The 24,430-nt window shown below is 43.9% G+C and carries 23 protein-coding genes; 9 read left to right on the forward strand and 14 right to left on the reverse strand.

The window, feature by feature from the left end:
- Nucleotides 1-8 precede the first annotated feature (8 nt).
- The 5 genes from F975_RS01870 to F975_RS01890 form a co-directional block, all read right to left on the reverse strand.
- Nucleotides 9-653 (reverse strand): MBL fold metallo-hydrolase, encoded by a 645-nt coding sequence (locus F975_RS01870; RefSeq protein WP_004749792.1) that lies wholly within the window; start codon nt 651-653, stop codon nt 9-11.
- An 8-nt stretch (nt 654-661) separates the two neighbouring features.
- Nucleotides 662-1,678 (reverse strand): ferrochelatase, encoded by a 1,017-nt coding sequence (hemH, locus tag F975_RS01875; protein ID WP_034425575.1) that lies wholly within the window; start codon nt 1,676-1,678, stop codon nt 662-664.
- A 32-nt stretch (nt 1,679-1,710) separates the two neighbouring features.
- Entirely contained in the window at nt 1,711-2,718 is a 1,008-nt protein-coding gene (locus F975_RS01880) for a DUF4062 domain-containing protein (RefSeq protein WP_004749794.1), read from the reverse strand.
- A gap of 81 nt (nt 2,719-2,799) precedes the next feature.
- Nucleotides 2,800-3,666: a glutamate racemase gene (gene murI / locus F975_RS01885; protein WP_004749795.1), complete on the reverse strand. Its 867-nt coding sequence runs from the start codon at nt 3,664-3,666 to the stop codon at nt 2,800-2,802.
- Between the two features lie 44 nt (nt 3,667-3,710).
- The gene (locus F975_RS01890) at nt 3,711-4,322 is read right to left on the reverse strand and encodes a DUF1285 domain-containing protein (RefSeq protein ID WP_004749796.1); all 612 of its coding nucleotides are present in this window, start codon (nt 4,320-4,322) and stop codon (nt 3,711-3,713) included.
- A gap of 165 nt (nt 4,323-4,487) precedes the next feature.
- Between F975_RS01890 and F975_RS01895 the strand changes: the two genes are divergently transcribed.
- Complete coding sequence (locus tag F975_RS01895; protein WP_004749798.1) at nt 4,488-6,200, forward strand: electron transfer flavoprotein-ubiquinone oxidoreductase; 1,713 nt, start codon at nt 4,488-4,490, stop codon at nt 6,198-6,200.
- A gap of 215 nt (nt 6,201-6,415) precedes the next feature.
- Here F975_RS01895 and F975_RS01900 read toward each other — a convergent pair whose 3' ends face one another.
- The 4 genes from F975_RS01900 to tusA all read right to left on the reverse strand — a co-directional run bounded on the left by F975_RS01900 (nt 6,416) and on the right by tusA (nt 8,872).
- Nucleotides 6,416-7,153, reverse strand: coding sequence for an HvfC family RiPP maturation protein (locus F975_RS01900; RefSeq protein ID WP_004749799.1), 738 nt, complete (start codon nt 7,151-7,153; stop codon nt 6,416-6,418).
- On the reverse strand, nt 7,143-7,964 hold the full coding sequence (locus F975_RS01905; protein WP_004749800.1) for an HvfB family MNIO-type RiPP peptide maturase: 822 nt from the start codon (nt 7,962-7,964) through the stop codon (nt 7,143-7,145). The genes F975_RS01900 and F975_RS01905 overlap by 11 nt, the downstream gene beginning before the upstream one ends.
- 56 nt (nt 7,965-8,020) lie before the next feature.
- A complete protein-coding gene (locus F975_RS01910) occupies nt 8,021-8,260 on the reverse strand; it encodes a hypothetical protein (RefSeq protein ID WP_004749801.1) in 240 nt (79 codons plus the stop codon).
- 354 nt (nt 8,261-8,614) lie between these two features.
- Nucleotides 8,615-8,872 (reverse strand): sulfurtransferase TusA, encoded by a 258-nt coding sequence (gene tusA, locus F975_RS01920; protein ID WP_004749802.1) that lies wholly within the window; start codon nt 8,870-8,872, stop codon nt 8,615-8,617.
- A gap of 174 nt (nt 8,873-9,046) precedes the next feature.
- Here tusA and F975_RS01925 point away from each other — a divergent pair, with 174 nt between their 5' ends.
- Nucleotides 9,047-9,886 carry a CBS domain-containing protein gene (locus F975_RS01925; RefSeq protein ID WP_004749804.1) on the forward strand — a complete coding sequence of 280 codons (840 nt, stop codon included), beginning with the start codon at nt 9,047-9,049 and terminating at the stop codon, nt 9,884-9,886.
- Nucleotides 9,883-11,442 (forward strand): apolipoprotein N-acyltransferase, encoded by a 1,560-nt coding sequence (lnt, locus tag F975_RS01930; RefSeq protein ID WP_004749805.1) that lies wholly within the window; start codon nt 9,883-9,885, stop codon nt 11,440-11,442. The genes F975_RS01925 and lnt overlap by 4 nt, the downstream gene beginning before the upstream one ends.
- 47 nt (nt 11,443-11,489) lie before the next feature.
- On the opposite strand, the gene F975_RS01935 is transcribed toward lnt, so the two are convergent.
- On the reverse strand, nt 11,490-11,825 hold the full coding sequence (locus tag F975_RS01935; RefSeq protein WP_004749807.1) for a hypothetical protein: 336 nt from the start codon (nt 11,823-11,825) through the stop codon (nt 11,490-11,492).
- Nucleotides 11,826-12,081: 256 nt separating this feature from the next.
- On the opposite strand from F975_RS01935, the gene F975_RS01940 reads away from it, so the two are divergent.
- From F975_RS01940 to F975_RS01965, 6 genes are all read left to right on the forward strand, one after another.
- Nucleotides 12,082-14,283 carry a primosomal protein N' gene (locus F975_RS01940; RefSeq protein WP_004749808.1) on the forward strand — a complete coding sequence of 734 codons (2,202 nt, stop codon included), beginning with the start codon at nt 12,082-12,084 and terminating at the stop codon, nt 14,281-14,283.
- A 135-nt stretch (nt 14,284-14,418) separates the two neighbouring features.
- Nucleotides 14,419-16,260 (forward strand): monovalent cation:proton antiporter-2 (CPA2) family protein, encoded by a 1,842-nt coding sequence (locus F975_RS01945; protein WP_004749809.1) that lies wholly within the window; start codon nt 14,419-14,421, stop codon nt 16,258-16,260.
- A gap of 50 nt (nt 16,261-16,310) precedes the next feature.
- Nucleotides 16,311-17,186, forward strand: coding sequence for an Hsp33 family molecular chaperone HslO (gene hslO / locus F975_RS01950; protein ID WP_004749810.1), 876 nt, complete (start codon nt 16,311-16,313; stop codon nt 17,184-17,186).
- Between the two features lie 341 nt (nt 17,187-17,527).
- Nucleotides 17,528-18,457 carry a DnaJ C-terminal domain-containing protein gene (locus F975_RS01955; RefSeq protein ID WP_004749811.1) on the forward strand — a complete coding sequence of 310 codons (930 nt, stop codon included), beginning with the start codon at nt 17,528-17,530 and terminating at the stop codon, nt 18,455-18,457.
- 11 nt (nt 18,458-18,468) lie between these two features.
- Nucleotides 18,469-18,801 (forward strand): chaperone modulator CbpM, encoded by a 333-nt coding sequence (locus tag F975_RS01960; RefSeq protein ID WP_004749813.1) that lies wholly within the window; start codon nt 18,469-18,471, stop codon nt 18,799-18,801.
- 172 nt (nt 18,802-18,973) lie between these two features.
- A complete protein-coding gene (locus F975_RS01965) occupies nt 18,974-19,195 on the forward strand; it encodes an HP1242/YdcH family protein (protein ID WP_004749814.1) in 222 nt (73 codons plus the stop codon).
- A gap of 94 nt (nt 19,196-19,289) precedes the next feature.
- On the opposite strand, the gene F975_RS01970 is transcribed toward F975_RS01965, so the two are convergent.
- The 4 genes from F975_RS01970 to rpsO form a co-directional block, all read right to left on the reverse strand.
- Nucleotides 19,290-20,135: a Cof-type HAD-IIB family hydrolase gene (locus F975_RS01970; RefSeq protein ID WP_004749816.1), complete on the reverse strand. Its 846-nt coding sequence runs from the start codon at nt 20,133-20,135 to the stop codon at nt 19,290-19,292.
- Nucleotides 20,136-20,430: 295 nt separating this feature from the next.
- On the reverse strand, nt 20,431-21,654 hold the full coding sequence (locus tag F975_RS01980) for a magnesium transporter CorA family protein (protein ID WP_004749817.1): 1,224 nt from the start codon (nt 21,652-21,654) through the stop codon (nt 20,431-20,433).
- A gap of 90 nt (nt 21,655-21,744) precedes the next feature.
- The gene (gene pnp / locus F975_RS01985; protein WP_171063130.1) at nt 21,745-23,832 is read right to left on the reverse strand and encodes a polyribonucleotide nucleotidyltransferase; all 2,088 of its coding nucleotides are present in this window, start codon (nt 23,830-23,832) and stop codon (nt 21,745-21,747) included.
- Nucleotides 23,833-24,079: 247 nt separating this feature from the next.
- Entirely contained in the window at nt 24,080-24,349 is a 270-nt protein-coding gene (rpsO, locus tag F975_RS01990; RefSeq protein ID WP_004749819.1) for a 30S ribosomal protein S15, read from the reverse strand.
- Nucleotides 24,350-24,430: the final 81 nt, after the last annotated feature.

A 24,430-nucleotide genomic window follows, 5' to 3' on the forward strand; every position in this document is an offset into this window, starting at 1 on the left:
AGCAGGTCTTAACCTGCTTTACTGGCAACAAACGGATTGAATTGCTTTTCGTAGCCAATAGTACTGATTGGTCCATGTCCTGAAATAAACTGGGTGTCATCGGGCAGGCTAAAGCATTCACGTTGAATAGAATCCAGTAATTGCTGATGGTTGCCACGTGGAAAGTCAGTACGACCAATCGAACCTTTAAATAGGACATCGCCTGTCCAAAGTAGACCATATTCGGCACTGTAGAACATCACATGTCCTGGTGTATGCCCAGGCGCATAACGCACTTCAAACTCATGCTCACCCAAACTTAAGGTTTCGCCTCCTTCCAGCCACTGAGTCACATGAACAGGCTCTGGAATTGGGAAACCATAGCGTGCTGAAACATCCTGCAAGGAATCCAGCCAGAACTGGTCTTCTTGCTGTGGGCCAATCACAGGAACTTGCCACACGCGCGCCAGCTCACCCACTGCACCAACATGATCTAAATGTCCATGTGTGACCCAAAGGGCTTGTACGGTTAAACCGAGTGCTTCGACTTCTTGTTGCAATTTTTGCGCATCACCACCCGCATCAATCAACACAGCTTGTTTACTATCATCATCCCAAACAATTGAACAATTTTGCGCAAATGCGGTGACAGGAACAATTTTAACTTGAAGCATGGCTATTCTCAGTAACTGGCAAAGGTCTGTTGTAACGCGGTAAGATGCGCCGACAGCAATTGTTCAAACAACTGCAAATGCAGAGGCTGAGTATTTAAAGCAGGAATATAGGCATAAGACTGTCCGCCCTGAGCTTTGAACAGCTCGGCGTTTTGAATGGCGAGTTCTTCTAAAGTTTCCAAACAATCTGCTGAAAAAGCAGGACTGAGCACTTGTACAGATTTGATCCCTTGCTGTGCCCATTCAGTCAGTAAGGCATCAGTATAAGGTTTAACCCACTCTTGCTTACCAAAGCGAGACTGGAAACTGATGGCCCATTGTTCATCACTTAAACCCAAAGCGTGTGCCACTTTGTCTGCGGTGATGCGACAGCGATCGGCATACGGATCACCCTTGTCTGCATACGGCTGTGGAATACCATGAAATGACATCAACAGTTTTTCAGCGCGACCATGTTCAGCCCAATAATTGCGTACACTTTCTGCCAATGCCTGAATGTATAGCGGGTGCTGATAATAATCGCGAATAATCGTCAAGCCAGGTAAATTGCGTTGCTGCATCACCCATGCTGCTAACTGATCGTACTGCGGTGCGGTCGACGTTGCTGAATACTGCGGAAATAATGGCAAGACCAGCAAATGTTCTTGTAGTGGAAGTTGCTGTAACAGTGCTTTTAGTCCTGGGTTGCCATAGCTCATGGCAGGCACAATATTCAGTTCAAAGTCTGGGTAAGCCGCTTCAAGTCGTGGCTTTAACCATGCCACTTGCTGAAACATGATTTCCCGCATCGGCGAGTCTTCACCCCAAACCGAAGCATAAGCGTGCGCCACCCGTTTTGGGCGAAATGGCAAGATAAAAGCCCGCAAAATAATTTGCCAAAGCAGTTTAGGGATTTCAATGACTCGAGAATCTGACAAAAACTCTTTTAGAAATTCACGTACTGCGGGTACGGTTGCCGCATCTGGCGTGCCTAAGTTGGCTAAAATGACAGTAATCTTGGGTTTATTCACACTGAACCTATCCATTCATGCGCTGATTGTACACTGCTTGCAACATATCATAAGGATGCTTTGTTTGCTGTCATTTTATCAAGCAAATTCAAACCCTTTTCGGTAAATTTCCACAGGGTGCGCTGACGGTCATCACGCCCGACGGGGACAATCCAGTCGCTTTGCCGTAACTGCTGCTTAATGTTTTGCAATACTCGAAAATTAATCTGGGAACGTGCTACCGCGTGCGCACGCAACATTTGTAGCTGTGCATCCTTTAAACCAGTCTCGTTCAAATAATCATTGATGCGAATGGAAAAATATTCTTCTGGCGTTGGATTTTTGAAGACGCTGTATAAAATCTGTAGAATTTCTAGCCACGTCATTTGGCGGCTTAATTTCAGCTCTTTAAAATTACCATCCTGATAAGCATGTAACTGATATTCACACTCAAAAGTGTCTTGACTGGTAATTTTAGGATAACTTAACAATGGATCTGTTTTTTTTTGTGCCAACTGGGTTTCAAGCCCTTTTATTTTTTCTTTGAGTGCAACGATTTCATTATTTAAAGCTTGTGTATTTTGTGGACGAACCCACCCCCAAGCAGGGTAACGAATCAACATATTTGACATGTTCATTCTGACTGTTAATTCAAGCTCCCGCGTATTGCGAAAATAAAAAATGTGCTCCACTTCCTGCAACAAAATCTTGCGAAAGGCATGAAATTTTTCCTGCACGATATCTGGTTCTTTCGGCAAAAGATCGCGGCGTGACTCAGGGTCTGAATGTACAAAAACAATAATCGGTTTATCTTTACTGACCGCATAAATATATTCGAGCTGCATATAGCTCACGCCTGACATAGACTGCTCACCATAATGGCTGCCCAGCAACATAATCACGTAGTCACAGTCATCGATTTGACGGCGTGCCAAAGCTGTGCTTAGAGGGGTTCTTTGTTCGAGTCCCCAAGCAAAAAAGCCCATTCCAACCAAGGTCTGACACAGTACACTTCGCTCGGGTAACATTTCCTGCCCCGAAGTTGAAATAAACACTTGGTATCGTTTATCGACCATAATTATGCTCTTGAGTGTACTGTAAGAAATAAAACAGACTTAATTTTTAATTCATATAAAAAAACAGCGATTCAGTATAAATCACAGTGCAGGATTTGCAATCTCCCAATGTAAATGTAACGGCATCAGGTGCTCAATCACTGTCACTAACTGAGGGGTTTTACCACCACTGGCATAGCAGAAAATCTGCGTCCCAGACATCGGTTGATTATTGAGTAAGGCATGTTTGCTTAAAATACGTGATGTTTGTCGGGCTACGGCGACACCCGAATCAATCAGCTTAAGCTGGTTGCCAAATACCTGCCGAATCGCTTCGCTCAAAAATGGATAATGTGTACAGCCCAACACCAAGCAGTCGGCACCCTGCTCAACCGCAGGGGTCAAGCATTGTTTTAATACATCTAAGCAATGTGGACTCATTTGCTGTCCTGCTTCAATTAAAGGAACCAATTCCAAACAGGTGACAGGCAGAACTTTAACCCCTGCTGGCTCTGCAAAATGCTGCATGACATCTTTAATCAGTTGTCCGCGAAAAGTGGCGGGCGTTGCCAGTACGGCAACCACTTTGGTTTTGGTTTGCAGGACTGCAGGCTTAAGTGCAGGCACTAAACCAATAATCGGAAAATTTTCACCATAGTGTTCACGCAAATAGTCCAGACTAAATGCTGAGGCTGTGTTACACGCCACCACTACAGCTTTACATCCCTGACGATATAGCCATTCGATTGCATTTGCAGTCAACTCACGAATTTCCTGCCCTGAGCGTGGCCCATACGGTACGTGTGCGGTGTCCGCAAAATACATAATGCGTTCGTTGGGTAAATGTTTGGCAATTTCCTGCACAACAGATAACCCGCCAATTCCTGAATCAAAAATCCCGATAGGCGCATGGGCATCGGCTTTGGGCATGGCTTGGGAAACAAGCGGTCGAGGCTGTATTGCGGTCATGGTCAGACTTCAAGGCAATCAAAGATATCTATAAAGCTTAAACCTCAGCTACGTAATTGCAAGAGTAAATCACCACTTTGTAAAGACAAAATACTGTCCCCTTGCTCAGTTTCACTCAATATTCCATAGTCTATTAAATGATAAAAACAACTGCGTTGAATCAACGCATTTAAGCCAAAGCGCACATGCACATAAGCACGCCACTCACCCTGATACTGCTGCATAAAAATCGAATGTTCAGCATCCACCATCACAATATCCTGATTGGTGGTGGTCAATTGCAAATAACTTTTTCCATCAATATTGACCTGATCGACCTGACTCACATGTAACGGCGCATCCTCAACGGCAATCTCAATCTGCTCGGCAGGCGTCTTTAAATAAAATCTATCGTTTTCTTTCCAAAGCACACTGGAAAACAGGTCAATCAGGCTTTGGCGCGTGATGCATTGACCTTCGTGCCACCATTCTCCGTTGGATTTTATGATTAAATCCATTTTACCACAATGCTTTGGGTGCCACTGGTCAAGAGGGGGAATTGACCTTTTGTGACCTTGCTGTCCATCTTTTAAGTATTGAGTAATCTGTTTAAAATTTTTATCATCGTGACTTGATGTTTTTTTGCTCATATCGGGGGAAATCTTTTGATTTGCCATCGCTTTTATGCCCTATTTGACAGAAAATACAGCCCTCTCAGTCAGTGGACTGAATGCGGTTTAAATCTATACTAACCGAAATACTGATCTACACCCAAAGAACGCTCATGGCAGCACCAGCTTACAGATTTGGTTGCCACCTTTTTGCAATATGAGGAGTCCTACATGGAGCACATCGAACGCGAATCGATGGAATTTGACGTCGTGATCGTCGGCGCGGGACCTTCTGGTCTTTCTGCCGCAATCAAAATTCGTCAACTCGCAATTGAAAACAATTTACCCGATCTTTCCGTTTGTGTTGTTGAAAAAGGCTCCGAAGTTGGCGCGCATATTCTCTCTGGAGCGGTGCTTGAGCCACGTGCACTGAATGAACTTTTTCCAAACTGGAAAGAAGAAGGTGCTCCGCTGAATGTCCCTGTAACTCAGGACAAAACCTATTTCTTGCTATCAGACAGCACACATAAAGAAGCCCCGCACTGGATGGTACCCAAAACCATGCATAACAATGGCAACTATGTGGTGTCTTTGGGCAATGTAGTACGCTGGTTAGGGCAAAAAGCCGAAGAACTGGAAGTTTCGGTATTTCCAGGCTTTGCTGCATCTGAGATTTTGTTCCATGAAGATGGTTCAGTTAAAGGTATCCAAACAGGTGACATGGGCATTGGCAAAGACGGTCAACCAACCCATAACTTTGCACCAGGCTATGAGCTACATGCCAAATACACGCTGTTTGCCGAAGGCTGCCGTGGTCACTTGGGTAAACGCCTGATTGCCAAATACAATCTGGATAAAGATGCAGATCCACAGCATTACGGTATCGGCATTAAAGAACTCTGGGAAATTGATCCTGAAAAGCATCAAGCAGGTCTGGTGATGCACGGCACAGGCTGGCCTTTTGCTGAAACGGGCACGGCTGGTGGCTGGTGGTTATATCACGGTGAAAACAACCAAGTATCTTTGGGCGTAATTGCCGACTTGTCCTATGAAAACCCGCATGTGTATCCATTTATGGAAATGCAGCGCTGGAAAACCCATCCGCTGATCAAGCAAGTTCTGGAAGGTGGCAAGCGTATTTCATACGGTGCACGTGCTGTAGTTAAAGGTGGTTTTAACTCACTACCAAAACTGACTTTCCCAGGCGGCTGCCTGATCGGTGATGATGCAGGTTTCCTGAACTTTGCCAAAATCAAAGGCTCACATACTGCCATGAAATCGGGCATGCTCTGTGGTGAAGCGATCTTTGAAGCCATCGCTGCGGGCGTAGCTCAAGGTGGTGAAGTCGGTTTTGCTCGTGTCACTGAAGGTGATGATGTCTTCATCAAAGAAGTGATTACGTACACTCAAAAATATGAAAATAGCTGGCTCAAAGAAGAGTTATATAACTCACGCAACTTTGGCCCTGCGATGCATAAATTTGGGACTTGGATTGGCGGTGGATTCAATTTTATTGACCAGAATGTGTTCCGCATTCCATTTACTCTGCACGACCTGTTACCTGACTTCCAAGCGTTAAAAACGGTGGATGCTGTTAACTTTAAACCTGACTATCCAAAACCGGATGGCAAACTGACTTTTGACCGTTTATCCTCAGTGTTTATTTCCAATACTGTGCATGAAGAAAATCAGCCATCACATTTGAAACTGGCAGACGCTTCAATTCCTGTGAACGTGAATCTGCCAAAATGGGATGAGCCTGCACAGCGTTACTGCCCTGCTGGGGTATATGAGATTGTGGAAGAGAATGACGGTTCAAAACGCTTCCAGATTAACTCAGCCAACTGTGTACACTGTAAGACCTGTGATATTAAAGATCCGTCACAGAACATTACTTGGGTTGCACCTGAGGGTGGTGGTGGACCGAATTATCCAAATATGTAATTTGAAAAGCATCGCTTTCGCACGTGTGATACCACAAAAGCCCTGCTTTGTATTTCGTTCCTCATGTACATAAAAGAGCGAAGCTAGCTAAAAAATCCCCGATTCATCGGGGATTTTTTTATCAGTGCAGATGTCAAACATCGTAGTTTAGACCTAGAAAAGCAATGCTTGGTAAAATAAGCAATTGAGGTTGTTATGGGGGATCAATACAGCGTTTAAAACAAGCTCGTTCTTAGAAGATTTTGTTGCTGCAAATAAATAGCCAATTCATCGAGTTGCTGACCATACTGCTCCGCATTCCATTCAGGGAAATACTGTTCAAGCACCTGTGTTAGCTGTTCAGTCGATTGGGGACCTTGGCTGAGTTGTTCGATTAAAATTGCCATGACAGGATGCAGTACATCAACCTGAATCTGATCTTGCACATCACGCCACGCCATAATCGCGCTCGGCTGCGGTTGGCATTCATCGATAGATATGCCCAACTGCCACTGATACACAGGATACTGATAGACCAACACCCAAACTGGTGTTGTGAGTTGCCACTGTTCTGAGTTTTCTAATACACTGTCTGATAATTCGATCGTATCCAGATACAATTCCAGCCATTCATATTGCAACAGTTCAACCAGCCACGGATATTGCTCAAGGACAGCATGTCGTTCCTGACTGAGATAGTCACGAAATTGCAGGGAAATTTCATTATAGAATGGTGACTGACATTGTTCTTTGGCAAAGAAATCATGAATCAACTGCCGCCACAGTGACTCAGGAAGCAAGCTTTTGGCAATCGGATAAACATTGTCAATAAAACTGGTGATATTGTTCAGTAACAGTTCCCGATATAGCTGTAGACGCTCGGGTTGTAGCTGTGGCAACTGCGCAGGATCTGCCTGTCGGATAGCTTGGCAAAACTGATGCTGAACTTGCTGAAAATCGGCTTCAGTACGCATCTTTATGCCCCTGCTGAATCTGTCGGATCTGTTGCAGTTCTTGCTGTAACGCTAACCATGTAGGCAGATTAAAATCACGCTCTAATAGTGTCGGACGGACACCGATCTGTTGATAAGTGTATGCCAGTAATTGCCAGACAGGATCGGCAATTGCTGCACCATGTGTGTCAATCAGTAAATCGGGACTAACCTGCTGATGTCCTGCAACATGCAAGTAACGCACCCGTTCAGGCGGCATGGCACGAATAAATGCTTGCGCATCACTACAATGATTAACACTGTTGACATAGACATTGTTGACGTCGAGCAGAAGCTCGCAATCCGCCGCTTCAAGTACAGCCCGCACAAATTCAGCTTCAGTCATTTCTGCTGCAGGCATGGCATAGGTTGAGACATTTTCAATCACTAGGCGCTGCCCTAAAATGTCCTGTACCTTTAAAATCCGTTCGGCAACATAGCGAACGGCAGCTTCGGTCATCGGAATAGGCAGTAAATCATACAAATAGCCACCATCATGGCTATAACTTAAATGTTCTGAGTACAATAGTGCGTCATGCTGTTTCAGGAACTGTTTGATCTGTCCGACAAATTCCAGATTCAGCGGATGCGGCCCGCCAATCGACAACGATAAGCCATGACAAATCAGGGGCACGCGTTCAACACATGCCGCGAACTGCTTGGCATGCCGCCCACCAAAACCCATCCAGTTTTCAGGCGCAACTTCAATAAAGTCAGGTAACTGCTCAGCCAGCAAAAATGCATCAATCAGCTCACGCCGTAACCCCAAGCCAACACCTGTCAAGTTGTGCATGACCTTCCTCAATAGATCAGCATGTTGACAGTCACTGGACTGTCAACATCAGCTGTTTAGTGATTGCTACCACATGAAGCATCACCTGCTTTGTGACCACCACATGAAGCATCAGCAGCTTTTTTATGCTGAACTGTTTTATGTTGCGTTGATTTTTTCATCATTGCACTTTTGGCTTCACTGGTTTGTACACTGCTGGCAGATGCAGGCTGATTGTCAGCAGCATGAGCGGCTGTACCGGCTACAGACAGTGCCAATAATGCTGCAACAGAAGTCATGCTATGTAATTTGTTCATCGTGCTTTCCTAACTAAATCGGGATATAAAAATGACCATGTACCAAGGTACACAAAGAGATGGGGGAAGTACCGATTTGTGACCATCAGGGCACTTTTTTCACCCCAATCTCATTTGAAGCTAAGTTTAATCTTTCAAACTTAATGCTAAATACGCTTTCATTATTTTTTTGTAGCTTATTGCATTTTTCCTGATCAGATTGAGCATTTTGAACCATGCAAGACTTAAAACCTGTACTTGTATATTTTTCGGTTCCGATCTCATCCTGCATAGTTTGTAGAGCGATCAATCAAACCAGTATAGCGTTACGTATCAATCTGAGGACAGGTTGAAACAAACCGTACTTTGTCAGGTTTAACCCTTTTTCACCAAGTAATGGTATTCCTTCTTCTGTTGCTCATCGAGCTGCTCTTCCTGCAACAACAGTTCATGTCCCAAATGCATACAAAACTTTGGAATGTCCCATGAGGTTGATGGATCAGTCGCAAATACCTCTACCACTTCACCTGATTTGGCTTTACGAATCGCTTGATGCAGCATCATGACAGGTTCAGGGCAACGCAGCCCACGGGTATTGAGTTGAATGGCAGGAGTAACAGGAGCTTCAGACATGGTAAACCCAAGATAAAAAATCGACTTTATTTTAGCATAAAGTACAACAGGACTTGTTTTTTCTCAATTCGTTGTATTGTCGTTGCAAGATTCAGTTTATTAGATGCATCTCGGTTTTTTCTTCGGTATGATTGAGGCCCATTCAGTAAAAAAACACCCATTTTAGGAACAATCATGCACGAGGAATCAAGCCCATCGTGGGGGATGCGAGGCTTAAGAAAATGGTTAGGCACAGCGCCTGAAACCCGAGATGAATTATTAAAACTTGTCCAAGATTCTCGCCGTTTTTTAGAACCCGATACAGTGGCAATGCTTGAAGGTGTGCTGGACTTACCTGCCACCAAAATTCGCGAAGTCATGACACCCCGTACCGCCATGATCAGCTTACAAGAAGATGACGAACTGCTCGATATTTTGCATGTCCTGATTGATTCAGCACATTCACGCTTTCCGGTGTTTTCAACCGACCAACCTGAAAATGTGGTGGGAATTTTACTGGCAAAAGATTTATTGCCATTTTTGATTGACCCGAAAGCCAAACTCGATATTCGTGCGATTATGCGCCAGCCTGTGTTCGTGCCTGAAAGTGCCCGTTCTGACCAAGTGTTGCGTATGTTGAAAAACACCCAGACTCATATTGCGATTGTGATTGATGAATACGGTGCAACCTCTGGTCTGGTCACGCTAGAAGATATCTTAGAAGAAATTGTCGGGGAAATTGAGGATGAACATGACACGGCAGATGAAGAAGCCAGTTATATTGTCCCTGACCCGAAACATAACACTTCCAACGCATGGCTGGTGCAAGCACTCACTCCAATTGAATATTTTAATAGTGTACTAGATGCCGATTTCTCAGATGATGAAGTCGAAACGGTTGGCGGCTTACTGTTACAAGAACTCGGTTTAGTCAATGATTTGCAAGGGCAAGTGATTGAGCTAAACCAATGGCAATTTACCATTTTAGAAGCTGATGCACGTACGATTCATTTAATTCAGGCTGTGCGTCAATGAGTCAAATCTTCATCGCAAAATCTTCTAAAAATAACAGCACGGCAAAACTTCCACTTTGGCTCGCTAGTCTGATTGCATTACTGGCAGGTTCCGCCTTTATTTTCGCTTTGGCGCCCTATTATATTTGGATTGTGGCACTGATTAGCCCTGCCGTCTTATATGCCTGCTTGCAACAACGTTCCGCCCCTCAAGCATTACTGGTTGGCTGGTGTTATGGTTTCGGCTTGTGGTTTGTGGGTGCATTTTGGTTATACACCTCGATTCATGAATACGGCGATACCAGTGCATTTTTCAGTGTATTACTGATTGCAATTATGGCCAGTATTATGGCGCTGTTTAGTGCGTTACAAGCCTGGGTCTACCGACGATTTTTCCCTGAAACACCACTGACTTTTGCACCCCTTTGGGTGTTTTTTGAATGGGCAAAAACCTGGGTATTTACAGGCTTTCCGTGGCTATTTGTCGGTTATGCCTTTACCGAACGCTTTTTAGACCAATATGCACCACTCTTTGGAGTCTTTGGCATTTCGTTTATTGCCGTGACGATTGCCTGTGGCTTAGTAGAAATGATTCGGCGGAAATGGTTCTGGGCTGTACCAATCGTGGTCTTACTGGCAGGTGCATGGGCAGCTTCGTTTGCTGTATTTGTCTATCCGAAAGCTGGGAAACCTTTAAAGGTATCGTTAATTCAGGGCAATATTCCACAAGATCTGAAATGGCTGACCAGCTATCAGAACCGTACACTGGAAATTTACCACGACTTAAGCGCTCCAGAATGGGGACAGGATTTAGTGGTTTGGCCAGAGTCTTCGATTCCGATGCCACAAAATAGCATTGAGCCATTTTTACAAGACATTAACCATCAAGCGCTTGCCAAACATTCTGCATGGGTGACAGGCATCCCTTACTTTGATGAAGCTGGCTCGATCAAGGCACAAAAACCATTGTTCTATAATGCCCTGATGGCTTCTGGCGAGCAGACTTCTGGGTTATACCAGAAACAGCGTCTTGTACCCTTTGGCGAATATGTGCCACTGGCAGGCTTACTCAAGTGGGTTTTACCTTCCCTGCAAAATGATGCCAGTGCAGGTGGATTTACTGCAGGTCAGTCAGGGCAAAAACCGCTGTCTGTGAAGGGACACAATTTAGGTGCGGTGATTTGTTATGAAGTCGCTTATCCGAACCTAACCCGCCTGAATGCCGAACACAGTGACTTTATGGTGACTGTGTCCAATGATGCCTGGTTTACAGGCACCGCAGGCCCTTGGCAGCATTTACAAATGGTTCAGATGCGTGCCAAAGAAAATGGACGCTGGTTTATTCGTGCCACCAATACAGGGGTGACTGCGTTTATTGATGCGCAAGGGCATATTGTCAAACAGGCGCCTCAAGATAAAACCTTTGTATTGCGCGGTGAATTACCTGCATATACAGGTCAAACCTTGTATAACCGTTTGGGCAATGCACCTGTATTGATTTTCTCTGCCTTATTGCTGTTACTAAGTTTGCGCTATCGTCCACGTCAGATTGACGTGTCGTTTAAGTCTCGTCGTTAATTCAAGCAACGTGTTGGTTGCATCAGGTAGCCAACACGCTTCATCATTTAATACTGAAAACTCATCACCAAATATGTGACTACCCCTGCCAAAAACAGCATGGGTACATGTTGATAGATGTGTATGATCCGTTGTTCAAATGGATGTTTTATATCACTCACTGACAGCGTTAAAATATGCAACGCGCCAATAAAGCTCAAACTGGCACAGGATGCAAATAAACTAAGCGCAAAGAATCCCAAAACGATCTGACTTTCAGCATGACTGACATGCCATAAAACATCGGCCACATGCTTTGCGGGCAATAAACTGGCAATTAAACACACCGCTTTGAGCATTTTCCAGTGCAACTCATGCACATCAGCTAAGAATAAGGTTTTCATGCTTTATCTCTTCCGATAAAAACATTGTCTTTTTGCATTATGCGAAGTTTTAAAACCAAGAAACAGTCTGATTTCCGTCCATCTTTAGAGTTTCTTGTAACTATTGGCTTTGATAATTATTCTTGTTCTAAATTAAGATGTTAAATTATTCTTTATTGCTACTTTTCAGGTAAATTTCGCATTTTTTCAGTGTCAGACTTGTCAACGTCCAAACAAATCTTGCATAGTGCTGTCAAATTCAAAATAAGTGATGTTTATGCCTTTACCATTTCGGATTCGAGTTGCTATTCCTGTTCATTTATATGACTGTTTCGATTACACTTTGAGTGCAGAGCAGTATCAACAGGCAGAGATGGGCGCACGTGTGGCAGTTCCGTTTGGGGCACGGCATTGTATTGGCATCATTGTAGAAAAACTAGCAGCCGATGAACCACTAGATCCACGTTTTGAATTAAAAGCCATTCATGCCTTACTAGATCAGCACAGTTTGCTGGATGCCAACCATCTGAAATTATTGCATTGGGCAGCACTGTATTACCATTTCCCACTCGGAGAAGTGTTGCCTGTCGCATTTCCAACCCTGCTGCGTCAGGGCAAACCTTATGATATTTTGGCAAAAATATGGATACTCACTGACCCGCATGCGGAAGTGACATTTAAAAATGCACATCGCCAGCAAGAAGCCTACAAAATTTTAAAACTCAAACCGCACGGCGCACCGCAGCATATTTTAAATGCCAGCGGGATTGAAAATAAAACCCTTGAAGCCCTCGCCCAGAAAGGGATTGCTCGTGCAGAATATCAACACCACGAGATTAAAAACGAACCTGTACAACTGGCGCAGCTCCCACTCAAAGCCAATGCTGATCAAAGCAAAGCCATCCAAACTATATTAAAGGCACAAGATCATTTTCAGGCATTTTTACTGGATGGGATTACTGGCAGCGGTAAAACTGAAGTGTATTTGCAAGTCATGCACGAGGTGCTGAAAAAAGGCAAACAAGTTCTGGTACTGGTGCCTGAAATTGGGCTAACCCCGCAAACCATTCACCGTTTTCAGTCACGGTTTCACGGTCATACCGTGATGTTGCATTCTGGCTTAACCGATGCGCAGCGTTTACAGGCATGGCAACAGGCTCAAACGGGGCACGCTTCGATTATTTTGGGTACACGCTCTGCGATTTTTACCCCACTGCCCAATCTTGGCTTGATCATTTTAGATGAAGAACATGATCTGTCTTTTAAGCAACAGGAAGGTTTTCGCTATCACACCCGCGAAGTCGCCTTGTATCGGGCACATCTACAACACTGCCCGATTATTTTAGGCTCAGCTACTCCAAGTATGGAAAGCTATGCATTGGTCGAACAAGGCAAACTGACGCATTTGCAACTCAACCAGCGTGCAGGTCATGCAGTCTTACCGCAAATGCACATTATTGACCTGAAAATTGCCCAGAAACAACACGGGCTGAGCCAGCAGTTAATTCAGCAGATTCGACAGCGGCTTGAGAAAAAACAGCAGGTTTTGATCTTTCTCAATCGTCGGGGTTACGCACCTGTCCTGATTTGTGAGCAATGTGCATGGCAAGCCAACTGCCCGCATTGCGATGCGCATTTTACCCTGCATACCAAACCCTATCAGCATTTGCACTGTCACCACTGCGGACTGGTGCAGCGTTTGCCTGAGCACTGTCCTGCCTGTAACCATGACAGTTTAAAGCCGATTGGCATAGGCACAGTCAAAATTGAAGAAGCCTTACAGGAACTGTTTCCCGAATACCCTGTACTTCGAGTTGACCGTGACAGTACCAGTCGGGTCGGAAGCTGGCAAAAACTCTATGACCAGATTCAGCAAAACCAGCCCCTAATTTTATTGGGTACACAAATGCTAGCCAAAGGGCATCATTTTCCCTATGTCAGTCTGGTGGCGCTGTTAGATATTGATGCAGGCCTGCTCAGTGTCGACTTTCGTGCCACGGAACGCACCGCACAACTGATTATTCAGGTGGCTGGACGTGCAGGACGCGGTGAACATAAAGGCGATGTACTGATTCAGACCTTACGCCCCGAGCATCCCCTGTTTCATATGTTGCTGGAAAAGGATTATCGTTACTTTGCCCAACATACGCTCAAGGAACGTAAACTGGCACAGTTTCCACCCTATCGTTACAGCATGCTGGTGCGTAGCCAAGCCCGCAATGCCAACGACAATCAGGCATTTTTACAGCAGATTGCCAACCAGCTGCGTAGTGTTTCAGGCAATGAAATCGAGATTTGGGGACCGATTCCTGCTCCGATGGAACGCAAGGCCGGACGCAATCAGGCACATCTCCTGCTGCTGGCAACAGATCGTGCTCGCCTGCACATGTATGTGCGAAGTTGGTGGGCTGAAGTCATACAGCAACAACCCAAAAATATCCGTGTTTCCATTGATGTCGATCCGCAGGAATTGAACTAACACAACTACGACCATTTACGGGCATTGTCTGCAATATTGCTGTTTATAATATATGGATCAAAGAGATAAAGTTGGCTACTTGACTCGATGTTTGGGTTTGGTCGATGTTCTGCTGCTCAATATTAAGGCTGATTCATGTCACTACTCCTGCAAATCACGATTTTTTTGGGTGCTGCCCTGTTACTGGTTCCCTTGGGGAAGCGTTTTGGTCTGGCCACGGTTTTAGGCTATTTATTCACGGGCATTATTTTAGGGCCGAGTGTCTTCAATATCGCCAGTGATGCCGATGCGATTATGAACATGGCAGAGTTTGGTGTGATTTTGCTGATGTTCCTGATCGGACTTGAGTTACGTCCACAGCGCTTATGGCAGTTACGCGAATCCATTTTTGCGATGGGTAGCCTGCAAGTGCTCGGAACAGGCATCGTGATCATGCCGATTCTGTATTTCGGGCTGCATTTATCACTTGCCAGTAGTTTTGTGATTGGCTTTGCTCTTGCGCTGTCCTCTACTGCCTTTGTGCTGCAACTGCTCAACGAAAAACAACAGCTGAATACCACGTATGGGCAAAAAGCCTTTTCAGTGTTGCTGTTTCAGGATATCGCCGCCATTCCACTGCTTGCCACTATTCCGATTTTGGCAGGCAACCAGTCTGCACATCATGGTATTGCCTATTTTGCAGCGATTCTTGCCACCTTTAGCGGCTTGTTTTTATTTAGCCGTTTTGTCATGCGTCCGTTTTTTCGCTTTGTTGCCAAAAGTGGTGCCAGTGAACTGATTACCGCAGTGGCGCTGTTTATTGTGCTAGCGGTCGTCCTGTTGATGCAAACTCTTGGGATCAGTGTCACCCTCGGGGCATTTTTAACTGGCGTACTGTTGGCAGATTCCGAATTTCGGCATGAACTCGAAGCCAGTATCGCACCGTTTAAAGGCTTGCTGCTAGGTCTGTTTTTTATGACTGTGGGCATGACCACACAGCTTTCCTTGCTGCAAAGCATGCCTGAAATCATTGTCGGTGGTGCGGTTGCCCTGTTACTGATTAAAGCCAGTGTCATGACCTTGATCGGGCGTTATTATTGTAACAGCTGGAAAAACAGCCTGTTGCTCGGAACCTGTCTGGCACAAGGTGGTGAATTTGCCTTTGTGGTACTCACCACTGCCCAAGATGCGGGCGTACTGAAAAGCCATTTGCTCGAACCTGTCAGCCTGATTGTCACGCTGTCCATGACTTTAACCCCACTGCTGTACTGGGTGGTGAGTCGCTGGATTGCACCGCGTTTCGACCGTAAGGAACAGCCTGCTTATGATGAGATTCCGAATCAGCATAATCCGATGATCATTGCAGGGTTTGGTCGCTTCGGGCAAATTATTGCGAGGGTTGCCCGCCTGCAACATATTCCCTTTACTGCGATTGACCATAGCCTGCAACAAATCGACTTTGTACGCAAATACGGCGGCACACTCTACTATGGTGATGTGACTCAGCCTGAAATTTTGCGTTCGGCTGGTATTGAACATGTCAAAATTTTTATTCTGGCGATTGATGATGTCGAAGACTCACTCAATGTAGCTCGGCACATTACCCTGAACTATCCGCACATTACCCTACTGGCTCGGGCACGCGACCGCCATCATGTGCATTTGCTACGAGATTTGGGCGTGCATTATATCTGGCGGGAAACCTATTTATCCTCACTGGGTATGGCATATCGTGCCTTACGTGAACTCGGGATTGATGATGCTACGGCGTATCAGAAAATCGAGCTGTTCCGTGATTACGATGAAAAGCTGTTATTGGAACAGCAAAATATTTACAATGATGAACAGAAAATCTTTGAAACACACCGTAATGCGCTGGCTGAACTGGAGCATCTGTTTGAAAGTGATGCATTTGCTGAAAATAAAAGCGATGATGTCAATTTACGTCGCGGTTTAGATCAACAACGCATCAATGTGGCACGGGATGAGTCTGAGTAACTTGTGTTTTATAATATCATCTCCATTAATACAGGGTCTTGGAGAAATATATGTCTAATTTACGTCAACGCTTTTATATTGAAAACTGCCCTGTTCGTGGCGAAGTGGTTCATCTGGAAGAAGCGCTGCAAACCATTTTGCAGCAGCGTCAGTATCCACAAGCTGTACAGATTTTACTGGGTGAAATGCTCAGTGCCACAGCGCTACTTGCCAGCACCTTAAAGATTAAGGGGCGTATCAGCCTGCAAATTCAGGCACAAGGCACGTTTAAATGGGCGATGGCAGAATGTAACCATGTGGGTGAAGTACGTGCTTTAGCCGACTTTGAAGCAGACCCACGCTTTGAACAGGCTACGGACAGTAGCACAGTGTTAGCTGCATTAAGCCAACCTGTATTATTTATCAATATCGAACCTGAGTTTGGCGAGCGTTATCAAGGGATTGTACCTTTAGATCAACCAAATCTGGCAAGCTGCCTGATGCAGTACTATGATTTGTCAGCACAAATTCCAACGCATATTGTCTTGGCAAGCAATGAAAAACGCACAGGTGGTTTACTGATTCAGCTTCTGCCGCGTAACAGCGAAGAAGAACAGCGTTTTGTCGATGAAGACTTGTGGCCTCGTCTGATTATGCTGACCGAAACCCTGAAAGCTGAAGAATTAACAGGCCTAAGCGCCAATGAAATTCTGTACCGTTTATATAACGAAGAAGATGTACGTTTACCTGAACTGGAACAGCTTCAATTTGGTTGCACCTGTTCTAAAGAAAAATGTGCCAATGCCCTGATTCAAATTGGCGTTTCTGCAGTCAAAGAAACACTGGAATTTCAAAATCCGATCGAGATGGACTGCCAGTTCTGCAACACCAAATATCAGTTTACCGCTGAAGAAGCACTTGGCTTGTTTGGCGAGCATCTCAGTTAAATGAATCAATTTAAGATGAATTGAAGAACCACTTCAATTCATCTAACTTATAGACAGCAGCTCCCATACGGGATATAAAAAATTAATTTCATAAACTAGCCTGTACCCATCAAACTTTCTGCTGACGATAACCTTCCTTTACCCACATTAAGCTCAATAGAGCGAATCACTGCGTTGAATCTCACAGCAAAACTGAGAAACCGTATTTTGTGAAAATACTTCTATGCGATGAATTTTAAAATTTCACGATCTTTATATTCAATTGAATGCACAACGCCTGTTGAAATCTATGAAAATCGTTTCATAATGAGGAAAAGATAACCATAAACAGCGATAAAGCTATGTCAAAAAATTACTACGAAGAACTAGGAGTCAACCGCAAGGCGAGCGCAGACGAAATCAAAAAAGCCTATCGCAAACTGGCGCGTAAATACCATCCTGACATTAGCAAAGAAAGTGATGCTGAAGCCAAAATGCAAGCCATTAATGTCGCCTATGACACGCTCAGCAACCCTGAAAAAAAAGCAGGATATGATCAAATGTTAGATCACCCACAGGGCTTTGCTGGTTTTGGTGGGCAAGCAGGTCAAGGCGGTTTTGATCAGGCCGAATTTTATCGTCAAGGCAATGCCTCAGATTTTCATGGTTTTGAAGATTTATTTGGGCGGTTTGGGTCAGGTTTTGGTGGGGCACAGCGTAAGCAGTCATCTTATCGAGGGGAAGATCAACACGCCAGTATTGAAGTGCCGATAGACGTTGCTTATCAGGGTACAACCCAACAAATTACGCTACAAATCCCCACCATCAATGCCTATGGTGAACCCGAAGTCCAGCGTAAAACCTTACAAGTCAAAATTCCTAAAGGCATGAAAGAAGGTCAACAAATTCGCCTTTCTGGTCAAGGTCAGGTCGGAATACGTGGTGGAGCCAACGGTGACCTGTATATTGAAATTCGTTACCAAGATACCGACAGCGTTCGGGTTGAAGGCAGTGATGTCTATGTGACTGTGCCAATTAGCCCTTGGGAAGCAGCTCTCGGACATGGCATCACCGTAAATACGCCTGCAGGTGCATTACAGGTCAACATTCCTAAAAATGCAAAACAGGGCCAACAATTACGTTTAAAAGATAAAGGGATTCCCAATAAAACCGCAGGACATTTATATCTAATTCTCAATATCGTCTTTCCAAGTGCTCACAATGAGCAACAACAACATGCGTATCAACAATTGGCGGCAAGTTTTCCAGACTTTAACCCGCGTCAAGGCTAAGGAGTTGAGCTATGACTACTATTTATTATCGTGAAATTCTCTGTGATGACTGCACCGATTCGGAAATCATTGATGACCAACTCAGTTTCACTTTGACCCAATTTGCTGAGACATGTGGGCAATCACCAGAATGGATTCTGCAACTACTCGAATACGACATCTTACCCACCCGTTCAGACACGGCAGAGCATGTTTTTTTAGGTGAAGACCTCAGTCGGGCACGCCGAGCCTATCGTTTACAACGAGACTTTGAAGCCTCGTTTTCAGCCGTTGCGATGATGCTTGATTTGATTGATGAGGTGCAAAAACTGCGTAAGCAAGTCAGACATGCGAACTTCGAATAAGTGGAGAATTTTTACAAAATACAGGAATATTTTTTATACAAAGTACTGTAAAAAAACCAAATAATCACATAAGCTCTATAAGGAATTAAAAAACTCACAAGCATTATAAATTGCGTTGCATTTGTTGATGCGGTGTAAATATAACAATCTAATACTCACACGAGGAGCAACTATGTTTCCAGAATATCGCGCACTCATTAGCAAGTTAAAGCAGGAAGATGCTCATTTTTCCAAACTATTTGACGAACACAATGCAATTGATCATGAAATCATTCGTTTAGAGCAAGATCCCGTGACTTCTGGACTAGAAGAAATTGAAACGCTCAAACTGAAAAAACTTAAATTAAAAGAAGAACTGTACGATATGTTGAAACGTGCAGAGAGTGATATTTAAACGAGTTAACATTCGCTAACATCCAAAAAGACGGGTAATAACTCGTCTTTTTTATTGTAAATTCAATAAGCTGAATCCTCAGCATCCAGCCAGTTTAAGCACTCTTTTTATGCAGACTATGAAATGGGAGTTGCCCCAGCAGCACCTGATCAATCACGTCGAGTACCACTTCTTGCTGGTTGTTTTTTTCGGTGACAAAGTTGGCTGCATGTTTCAGCTCATCAACAGCATTAGCAACCGCAAAGCCATAACCTGACTGTTTGACCATTTCAAGGTCATTGTAGTTATCACCAATCGCGAGCACCTGATCTGCCGAGACACTCCAGCGCTGTTGCAGTAATTGTAAACCGTGTGCCTTGTGGCGATTTGGCACAATCAGGTCAATAAAGCCAAAACCGCTCGACACCATTTTCACCGAACCATTCGCAATAAATTCAAACTGCTGCAAATCATCGCACAGCGTTGAAAAATCATATTGTCGAGTATCTAAAGTGACTTTACAGATCTGATCTTGAGCCTGTGCCAAATCAGGAATTTGCTGTAGAGACTTGAAGTATTTGTTGAGTTTTTCCAGATTTTGCTCAGGGACTGCACGATCAATATACGCACCACGTTTCCCACAGAGAATCAGTGCACTTGCATAACGCTCTGCAATTGCTACACGCATATGATCTACCAAGTTTGCAGAGAAATGTGCAAATGAAACTTCTTGTTCCGCATCCACCACATAAGCACCATTTTCGGAGATAAAAGCAAGCTGGTGAGCAATCTCAGGAAAGTAATTTTTTAAGGTTGAAAGTTGATTGCCACTGGCAACTACAAAATGAATACCGCGTTGTTGAAGTTGTTGATACTGTTTTAAAAAGCGTGCTTTATTATATTTTTTATCTTCGTTAAGAAAAGTTCCATCCATATCTACTGCAATAATTTTAACTGTCATTTACACCTCAGGTTTTGTTTTTGTTCATCCCATTATGCACACAAAGGATTGCGGTTTTGTGAAAAAAATTAGACTAAAGGCGAATATTTTTGAAGTTCATATTACAAAAGCATCAGTAAATCACTTTCAGTCTTGGAGAATGATGCAAGAACAAACGGTACAACATCCATTTGCCCTTAAATATATAACTACTCTTAATCAAGCATCCAGCTTGCAACAACAAGAGTCCGCCATTTCAATATCTAAGCAATAGAATTCAGGCTAAGCGGCTTGATAGCCTCATAGCCCGTCTGCTTTATTTAAATTTAGTGATCTTTTCGACTTCTTTTAGGGTCTGCTTAATTGGCTCATAATCTAAAAACCAAAATAAGTTTACGCCACGATGATGGTGCTGCTGTGCCAGCATATCAATCACACTCTTTTCACCACGCCCCACCAAATGACGACGATAAAAATATATCACCAGCAGCACCGTACACATGAGCATCACGATCAGCATGACCCAAAAACCTACAGGGGATTTCAAGCCTGGAATAAATTCAAAATTCATTCCATAAACCCCTGTCAACAAAGTTAAAGGCGCAAATACTGCGGTAATGATGGCTAAAATTCGCATATTTTCATTGGTCTGATTGCTGATCGCCGAAAAATGCAGATCGATTGCTGCCTGAATCGAACTACGCAAGCGTGCGGTATGTTTCTGAATCCGCTCAATATGGCTCACCAGATCGTTAATGCGCACCAACATAATATCGAGTGCTTCACGGTGTTGCTCACCCACCAAATGATGGTAGTTTTCTACAATTTCATCCCGCAGTTCCTGCAAGGTTTCAATCTGTTCTTCGCATAGATTTTCGACTTGCTGGAATGCCATGTTTTCCTGCAGTAACTGATGCCATTGCTTGAAATTCCCATGCCCTTGCAACAGCTCACGCTGCCAATATTCTACGCGGCGCGTCAATGGTGACCGTAACTCCAGATAATCATCAATCATGCTATTTAAAATACGCAATGACAGATTCAGAGGAGTATTGGGAAGTTTACGTAGACGATTTTGTTCTTCAGGCGAACGATGCATAAAACCATGCAAACGCTCAATATAATTCTCAATGGCTTTGTTGCCCTTTTCGCGTACGGTCACCAATGCCCGTGAACTCATACAAAACCCAACAGGGGTTGTCACCAAACCAAAATCACTACTATGAGTTTCGGAGTTTTTATCAGTGAGGTTAATACGGTCATTCAGGGTAATCAGTTTACGAAAGATCAGGAAATCATAATCTTCCATCGCATCAAAAGCACAGGGATGCTCAATATTTAAAATATCCTGTACATGAAATTCATTTAAGGACAAATTTGCCAAAGCATGTAGTTTTTCCTGCCATTCATCACTTTTACCGACCACATCCTGCCTTAAGCAATCGACCCAGACAAAATCCAGCACATAAAATTCAGACTGCTCTTGGCTAATAAAGGCGTAATTTTCGTCGGGATGATGGTAAAAGTAATAAATCTGCATATATTCACATTTAAAAATACATTAAGGTTTTTATCATGCCATAAAAAAAGCCCGCTTCAAGCGGGTTTTCTTTATCAGACAACAGTCAGATTATGCTTGAGCAACATCTTTCATGGTCAATTTAATACGACCACGGTTGTCTACATCAGCAACCTGAACGTTAATCTCTTGACCTTCTTTCAATACGTCAGTCACGTTAGCAATACGCTCATTTGAAATTTGAGAGATATGCAACAAACCATCTGTACCAGGCATGATGTTTACAAACGCACCAAATTCTACAATGCGAATGACTTTACCTTGATAGATTTTACCTGGTTCAACTTCAGCAGTCAGTGCTTGAATCTTGGCAATTGCAGCGCGTGCAGCCGCTTTAGATTCACCAAATACACGTACTGTACCGTTGTCTTCAATGTCAATCGCCGCTTTAGTTTCTTCAGTAATTTGACGGATTGTTGCACCGCCTTTACCAATCACGTCACGGATTTTGTCTGGATTAATTGTAATCACTTCAAAAGTTGGTGCGTGCATTGAAATTTCAGGGCGAGCACGAGAAATCACTTTGTTCATTTCATTCAGGATGTGCATACGACCAGCAAATGCTTGGTTTAACGCAACTTCCATGATTTCTTCAGTGATACCTTCGATTTTGATGTCCATTTGAAGTGCAGTAATACCGTTGGCAGAACCTGCTACTTTAAAGTCCATGTCGCCAAGGTGGTCTTCGTCACCCAAGATGTCAGAAAGAACTGCGAAACGCTCGCCTTCTTTAACTAGACCCATTGCGATACCCGCAACTGGTGCTTTAAGTGGAACGCCTGCATCCATCAATGATAATGAAGCACCACATACAGAAGCCATTGAAGATGAACCGTTAGATTCCGTAATGTCAGATACGATACGGATTACATACGGGAAGCGGTCTGCTGCAGGAAGAACAGCTTGTACACCACGACGAGCCAAACGGCCATGACCAATTTCACGGCGTTTAGGTCCAGTTTCACGACCAGTTTCACCCACAGAGTATGCTGGGAAGTTGTAGTGCAACATGAAGCTGTCAGTTTTAGTACCTGCAAGGGTATCAACCATCAACGCATCACGTGTGTTACCCAAAGTTGTTGTTACCAACGCCTGAGTTTCACCACGAGTGAACAATGCAGAACCGTGAGCACGATCTAACACACCAACCTGTACGTCAAGCGCACGAACTGTTTTAGTGTCACGACCATCAATACGTGGTTTACCAGACAAGATGTTGTCACGTACGGTACGGTATTTAAGATCTTCAAATAATTCGTTTACGTCGTCAGCGATACCATCGACATCTTCTTCTGGAACGAATTGAGCAATAGCTTCTGCCTGAAGTGCATCAAGTGCCGCATAACGGTCTTGTTTCACTGCAATGGTATAAGCTTCTGAAATTTTTGCTTCAAATGCTTCTTTGAGTTTCGCACGCAATTCTTCGTTTTGTGCTGGAGCAACCCAAGTTGATTCTGCTGCGCCAACAGCTGCTGCAAATTCTTTAATCGCTTGAATCGCGATTTGTTGTTCGTCATGACCAAACAATACTGCACCAAGCATTTGGTCTTCTGAAAGTTCTTTCGCTTCAGATTCAACCATCAATACTGCTGATTCTGTACCTGCAACCACAAGGTCAAGATCACTTTCTTTTAGTTGTTCATAGTTCGGGTTAAGAACATATTCACCGTTGATTAAACCAACACGTGCACCACCGATTGGGCCACGGAATGGTGTACCTGCAATCGCAAGTGCAGCAGAAGTACCTAGCATCGCAGCAATGTCAGCATCCATTGTTTTGTCAGAAGACACAACTGTTGCTGTCACTTGAATTTCGTTGTAATAACCTTCTGGGAACAACGGACGAATTGGACGGTCAATCAAACGTGAAATCAAAGTTTCTGCTTCAGAAGCACGGCCTTCACGCTTGCCATAACCACCTGGGATACGACCCGCAGCATATTGTTTTTCTTGGTAGTTAACTGTTAACGGGAAGAAATCCTGACCTGCTTTTGCAGTTGGCTGAGCCACAACTGCAACAAGAACAGTTACCCCCCCCATAGTAATCAATACAGAGTTGGCTTGGCGTGCAACACGACCAGTTTCCAAAACCACTTGGTATTGACCATACTGAAATTCTTTACGAACAATATTAAACATCGACATATATTGTATTTTCCTAGTTCTTTTTGAACAATTATTCTAGTGGAGACCCCTAAGGTTTGGCATTCACAACACAAATCGGAAATAAATGACAAAGCTTAGAAGCCGACCTCACTAGATGTTAGACACGAAGAAGGAGCGAATATTCGCCCCTTCTAAAATAGCTTAGCAAGCTAAGCTTTGCTTCATTTTCAGCGACGAAGTCAGAAACATTCGAAATACCGAAAAATAAGCCTAAATCGAATTAACGACGTAAACCTAAAGCGCCGATCAAAGCAGTGTAACGACCATGATCTTTACCGTTTAAGTAGTCAAGTAATTTACGGCGTTGGTTAACCATACGGATCAAACCACGACGGCTATGATGGTCGTGTTTGTGTTCTTTAAAGTGACCTTGCAAATCATTGATTTGTGCAGTTAACAAAGCAACTTGTACTTCTGGTGAACCAGTGTCATTTTCTGCACGAGCAAATTTAGCAACAATTTCTGCGCGGTCTTGGTTAGTTAAAGCCATTCGATTACTCCGAGATGCTTAAAAAAATAAATAAAAATGATATATATCAACAAACTAATATAATTAATTTACTGATTGCCG

This window comes from Acinetobacter brisouisimilis, from assembly GCF_000368265.1.
GTDB lineage: Bacteria > Pseudomonadota > Gammaproteobacteria > Pseudomonadales > Moraxellaceae > Acinetobacter.